This is a genomic window from Priestia sp. P5_B4 (assembly GCF_056400385.1).
In genome coordinates this window covers 1-6,056 of the sequence record NZ_JBFULJ010000181.1, presented here as the reverse complement: position 1 = coordinate 6,056, position 6,056 = coordinate 1, and the positions used below count along the sequence as shown (strand labels likewise).

Annotated in this window: 6 protein-coding genes and 1 riboswitch; of the genes, 2 read left to right on the top strand and 4 right to left on the bottom strand. The window is 39.0% G+C overall.

Going from position 1 to position 6,056, the window contains the following annotated elements; genetic code table 11:
- Window positions 1-1,747, top strand: a 1,747-nt coding sequence (locus tag AC1DRF_RS14595; protein WP_477741009.1) for a PAS domain-containing sensor histidine kinase, incomplete at its 5' end; no start/stop codon positions are given.
- Between the two features lie 18 nt (window positions 1,748-1,765).
- Entirely contained in the window at window positions 1,766-2,269 is a 504-nt protein-coding gene (locus AC1DRF_RS14590; protein ID WP_477741008.1) for a methylated-DNA--[protein]-cysteine S-methyltransferase, read from the top strand.
- Here the strand turns inward: AC1DRF_RS14590 and AC1DRF_RS14585 are convergent, their stop codons facing one another.
- From AC1DRF_RS14585 to AC1DRF_RS14570, 4 genes are all read right to left on the bottom strand, one after another.
- Window positions 2,270-2,434, bottom strand: coding sequence for a hypothetical protein (locus AC1DRF_RS14585; protein ID WP_013082215.1), 165 nt, complete (start codon window positions 2,432-2,434; stop codon window positions 2,270-2,272).
- A gap of 134 nt (window positions 2,435-2,568) precedes the next feature.
- Window positions 2,569-3,627 carry an S-methyl-5-thioribose-1-phosphate isomerase gene (mtnA, locus tag AC1DRF_RS14580; RefSeq protein ID WP_043979675.1) on the bottom strand — a complete coding sequence of 353 codons (1,059 nt, stop codon included), beginning with the start codon at window positions 3,625-3,627 and terminating at the stop codon, window positions 2,569-2,571.
- 35 nt (window positions 3,628-3,662) lie between these two features.
- A complete protein-coding gene (gene mtnK, locus AC1DRF_RS14575) occupies window positions 3,663-4,835 on the bottom strand; it encodes an S-methyl-5-thioribose kinase (RefSeq protein ID WP_477741007.1) in 1,173 nt (390 codons plus the stop codon).
- Window positions 4,836-4,970: 135 nt separating this feature from the next.
- Window positions 4,971-5,121, bottom strand: a riboswitch (SAM riboswitch).
- A 91-nt stretch (window positions 5,122-5,212) separates the two neighbouring features.
- Window positions 5,213-5,995 (bottom strand): carbon-nitrogen family hydrolase, encoded by a 783-nt coding sequence (locus tag AC1DRF_RS14570; RefSeq protein ID WP_274155823.1) that lies wholly within the window; start codon window positions 5,993-5,995, stop codon window positions 5,213-5,215.
- Window positions 5,996-6,056: the final 61 nt, after the last annotated feature.

The window sequence follows — 6,056 nt, the reverse complement described above, 5'->3', positions numbered from 1 at the left end:
GTTTATTAGTCATCATATGTTTATGGATGTATTTAATGAAGCGGTAGACGGAATTGTCATTTTTGATCGAACGGGTCAGCTTATCGACGCGAACCCTTCATTTTGCGAACGATTAAATTATACAAGAGCACAGCTTCTAACCAAAACACTAGAAGAGCTTGTAGAACCTACTTATCATTATAAGGTGAAAAAATTATGGAGAACTCTGCATCAAGAAGGAAAGACAAGCGGTGAGCTACCGATCAGGCTCGAAAATGGAGACGTTACTTTTTTTGAATTTACCACAACGGCTAATATATACAGTCAATACTATATGTCCATTATGAGAGACGTGACGGAAAAACGGCTGATGGAGCAGCAACTGTTGAGAAGCGAAAAAAATTTCAGGGCTATTTTTGAAAATGCGATTGAAGCGATCTTGATTTGGAGAGATGATGGTGAAATCTTGAACGCTAATCTTGCTTCTTCGCGTACATTTGAGCTGCCGTTAAACAAATTAATTGGAAGCAATTTGTATACGTTTATCRATACAAAAAGCTTTAGTGCGTTAAAGGTGCTCCAAACGTTTCAAACAAAAGGAGAAATTCGTAATCAGCTTCCTTTTTACATGCCAAATGGAGAAATCAAACAGTTGGAATTCACAGGGAAAAAAGGCATTATAGAAGGAGACCATTTAACGATTTTTCGAAACATCAGTGAACGTACAAAAATCGAACAGGAGCTTCGGAATAACGAAGAGAAATTCAGACAGATTTTTAATGGTTCGATCGATGGGTTAGTTTTATGGGACGGCAAGCGAAATATTATTGATGTAAATTCTTCTCTTTGTGATATTCTAGAACTCAGCAAAGAGGAGATTTGTGCGCACTCCATGGAGGATTTTATTTCTTCAGCGAATTTAGATGCGGTCATTGAGCATAAAGAAACGATTGAGCAAAAAGGGGAAGCAGAAGGAGAGATTACGTACGTTACGGGGAACGAAAAAGTTAAAAATATCGAATTTTCCACGAAAAAAGATATCTTGCCAGGTCTATATATGACGCTTTTAAGAGACGTAACGGAACGAAATCAAATGCAAGAGCAGATTCGAAAATCGGATACGCTTCAAGTAGTCGGCCAGTTAGCAGCTGGGATTGCGCATGAAATCCGCAACCCGATGACAGCTYTAAAAGGGTTTGTGCAGCTGTTAGAAAGCAGCATTCAAGAAGATCACTCTCTTTATTTTGATATTATTAAATCCGAATTAAAAAGAATTGAAACCATTATTACAGAGTTTCTCGTACTCGCTAAGCCACAGGCCGTAAAGTTTGAAAAGAAAAATCTAGCTGCGGTTGTTAAAGAAACGATTGATTTATTAAATGCTCAAGCGCTTTTAGAAAATATTCAGTTTGAACTATGTGTGTCTCCTCAGCTGCCAATGGTATACTGCGAGCCGAACCAAATTAAGCAAGTACTAATAAATGTCATTAAAAATGCAATTGAAGTCACGTCAAACGGAGGAAGAATTATTGTTGAAGTTTACTCTACAGAGCCGCACTACGTGACGGTCTCCATTCGAGATCAAGGGGACGGAATGCCCGAAGAGCGCATCAAGCGCTTAGGAGAACCATTTTATACGACAAAAGAAAAAGGAACGGGACTCGGTTTGATGGTCTCATATAAAATTATCGAAGAACATAAAGGGCGAATTGAAGTGGAAAGCAAAATAGGAGAAGGCACAGCTTTTCATGTTATTCTTCCAGCTTAATTAGAAAGGATAAAAAATATGTACTACGGAGAAATGAATTTATTTTCTGATTTGAAAATTTATATTGTAGCCTCGGAAAAAGGGGTTCAACATATTTGGTTTGATAGCGATGATCATAACGAGCAGCTTGAAAAACTTGTCCATGACGAGAATTATCATCATGTGAAAGAAGCAAAGCGACAGCTGCAGGATTATGCTGAAGGGCGCACGTTAACATTTGATTTGCCTTTGGATATAAAAGGAACAGACTTCCAAAAAGAAGTATGGTTAACGCTTAAAGGTATACCTTATGGACAAACGTGGTCTTATAGTGATGTAGCGGAGTCTGTTAATCGCTCTAAAGCCGTAAGGGCTGTGGGACAAGCGAATCGTCGAAATCCACTGCCTATTATTTTACCTTGTCACCGTGTGATTGGAAAAAATGGGGCTTTAACAGGTTATGCAGGTTCCCAAACTCATATAAAAGAGAAACTATTAATGCTTGAAAGAAATGTAGCAAAAGGCGCTCTTGWGTTAAAATAACTATTCACCGTCCAATTTCCAGCCTTCTCCCTGCACAAAAACACCGTCAATTTGCTGAGGAGAAGGAAGGGAATTTAGTTCTTCATCTTTGGATAAATCGAATAGCTGATAGTGCTGCTTACGATTCAGCGCTTTGTTTTTATCCGTTTTTTGCTCTGAACTCATATTTACTCCCCCTTCTTCAAAAAGAATCCCCTATAATATATGTAGAAAAAGAAGAGAGTACTGTTACAATTGTGTTACAAATGCAGGTGAAAACCAGTGCTCAACAAAAAAAAGCCGCATAGCAGCGGCTTTTTTTATTGAGCAGATTGCAGCAAAACTTTTTGAATGGATTCCAAAGACGGAGAATGGATAATTCCATGCTCTGTAATAATGGCCGTAATCAGTTCGCTTGGCGTCACATCAAAAGCTGGATTGTACACAGAGATTCCGTCTGGAGCAATTTGTGTATCTCCAATGTGCGTTACTTCTTTAGGTGAACGTTCTTCAATAGGGATGCTGCTGCCGTCTTGAATAGATAAATCAAATGTGGACTGCGGCGCTGCTACGTAAAATGGAATACCGAATGCTTTCGCTAAAAGAGCAAGTCCATATGTTCCAATTTTGTTAGCCGTATCGCCATTTGCTGCAATGCGGTCAGCACCTACAATAATCCCATTAATTCCTTTTGTTTTAATGGTATGAGCGGCCATATTATCCGTAATCAGCGTCACGTCCACTCCCGACTGCTGAAGTTCCCAGGCTGTTAAGCGAGAACCTTGAAGAACGGGTCTTGTTTCACAGGCAAATACTTCAAGCGGAATATCGCGCTGTTTAGACAAGTGAAAAGGTGCTAAGGCTGTTCCATAATAAGCTGTAGCAATTGAACCAGCATTACATATTGTCATGATTTTATCTTTCTTTTTAAATAAAGAAAGAGCATGATCTCCAATTCGGTAGCACGTTTCTTCATCTTCTACTTGAATTTGAATAGCTTCATGAACAACTTTTGTTTTAGCTTCATTAACGGACGAAGCGGATTCAGCGCTTTTCGCTACGCGCTCCAATGCCCAAAATAAATTGACGGCAGTAGGGCGTGAACTAGCTAAATACTGTTGATCAAGAGCTAGTTTTTTGTTAAATTCCTTGACTGAATCTGTGTCATAGCTAAGCGCAGAAAGAGCAAGACCAAAAGCCGCCGTAATGCCAATTGCAGGAGCTCCGCGTACTTTCAAGGTAGTGATAGCATCCCATACGTCTTTAATTGTTTGCAGCTTAATATATTCAACTTTGCCAGGAAGCTGCTGCTGATCTAATAAAGTAATATATGATTCATTCCATTCCACTGAGCGCGGAAGTGATAGTGTATTTGTCATGCTGATACCGATCCTTTCATTGTGTACATTATTCGTTATCGAAGTAAATGTTCAAATTCATTTGGTGAAACGTCTTGTTGGTGCAAAAGCAAATAGCGTCCAATTTTTAACGCAGTACGTTTAGCGTTAATTTTTCTTTCCTCTGAAGAAATTTCGTCTAAGTCCGCTACGTGAGCTAAGCCAATCGTACGTCGAATGATTTCACATCCTGCATATCCAACAGCATCTTGCCACGTTTGCGTTAAAATTTCATGTAATAAGCGMTCATCTTTAGCGAAAGGTTCAGTGTTTTCAGAATGCCAAAGCGCAGTAAAGGTATCTTTGAATACGTTCCATGTGTTCGTAATGTGTGCAAATAACGGTTCGCGATTTGTTTCTCGAGAAAGAGCATTTAAAAATAAATTCGCAACAAATTGCCCTAAATCGAATCCAAACGGACCGTAAAAAGCAAACTCTGGATCAATCACTTTCGTTTCTTGACTGCTAGCAAAGATGCTGCCTGTATGTAAATCACCGTGGATTAGCGTTTGCGCATTTGTTAAAAATTTATATTTTAATTTTGCTGCTTGTAGCTTTACATCACCATCATTCCACAATTCTTCTACATCAGGACGCAGCGCTTTTTCAAATTCATTTGTATCAATATCAAAAAAAGGATCTGTAAAAACTAAATCTTCCGTAATATTGCATAAGTCGGGGTTGCTGTACTTAACAACTTCTTCTTTTTTATCCTGAGGTTTTAAGGCGAAATCAGACGTTTTGAACGCAATATGTCCTAAAAAAGAACCGATATGCTGTGAGAGCAGAGGATAACTTTCACCTTGAATAAGTCCGGCGCGAGAAATCGTTAAATGAGACAGGTCTTCCATGACCGTAACAGCAAGCGTTTCATCGTGGTAATAAACAGCGGGCACACGTTCTGGCGTAAATGCACCGAATTGCTTGAGCGCATTGCTTTCAATCGTGGCACGGTTCAAGGATAGAGGCCAGCTTTCGCCTACAACTTTTGCATAGGGAAGCGCTTGTTTGACGATAATGGATTTATTTGTTTGATCATTTATGATGTGAAAGACGAGATTTAAGTTGCCGTCACCAATTTCACGGGCAGTCAGTGCTTCTGTGGCATCAAAAAGACCTAGCTTTTTCACAAGTTTGATTGCTGAAATTTCTGTTAAAGGGTGATATTTCTCTGTTTTTGTTGTTGACATCGGAATCCCTCCATAGTTTATTAAACTGATTTGTTTACTAAGTTAATAGGTTTAAGAATATATGGAGGCTTTTATAATTTTAGAAAATATAAAAGCCTCTTTCGTTGGAAAGAGGCTTGATTGTAGTGTTCAAACCTCTTATCTGCCAGAAAAAATTACTTTCTGTTGGAATTAGCACCGTGCCTTTGTAAAACATGTTTTACKGGTGTGATCCATCTTAGGATGGAATGACGGTCGGTTGCTGGGCTTCACAGGGCCAAATCCCTCAGCCAACTCTTGATAAGAGTACGATTACTTATTTAATTTTGATTTGTTTGAATATTTTATGATATCTGGTGAAAATCGTATCATGCAAAAAAACGGCTGTCAATACATAATTAATAAAATTCTGTACGGCGATCTGTAAAGACGGGAATTTGTTTACGAATTTCTTTTACAAGTTCCAGGTTAACGTCAGCACTTAAAAGTTCTTCGCTATCGCCAGCTTCAGCGATTATTTCTCCCCACGGATCGATGACTAAGGAATGTCCGGCAAATGTGTTATTAGGATCTTGGCCTACACGATTACATGCGATTACATAGCATTGATTTTCGATTGCACGGCTAATGAGCAGGGCTTTCCAGTGGGCAAGTCTTGGAGCCGGCCACTGAGCGACAACAAACAAGACTTCTGCTCCGCTGCTAGTATGAACCCGTATCCATTCTGGGAAACGAATATCGTAACAAATAACTCCTGCGCACAGTGACTGTTCAAGTGTAAAAAGATTTTTTGCTGTTCCTGCTTCTAAATACAGGTGTTCATCCATTAATTTAAATAAGTGCAGTTTACTGTATTGTGATACTTCACGACCTTTTCGGTCAAAAATATACATCGTATTCGTGACGCCTTGCTCTGTTTTTTTCGCGATTGAACCTGCCACAATATTTATTTCGTTTGTTTTAGCAAATTGAGAGATTAATTGCTTGGCTTGCTGTCCTTCATCATCTGCAATTTCGTCTAGCCGCGTCAAATCATAAGCTGTATCCCATAGCTCAGGAAGCACAAGGATATCAGGGTTTTCTTTCAGGGCTTCCGTCATTTTTTGTTCGATATATTTTCGGTTTTTAGTTGGGTTTCCAAACGCAATATCAAGCTGCAAACACGTAATTTTTACACTCACTTTATCATCCGTCCTTTTTTTAGTAGTTGAAAAAAATGACTTTACAAGTTGAGTATTACAA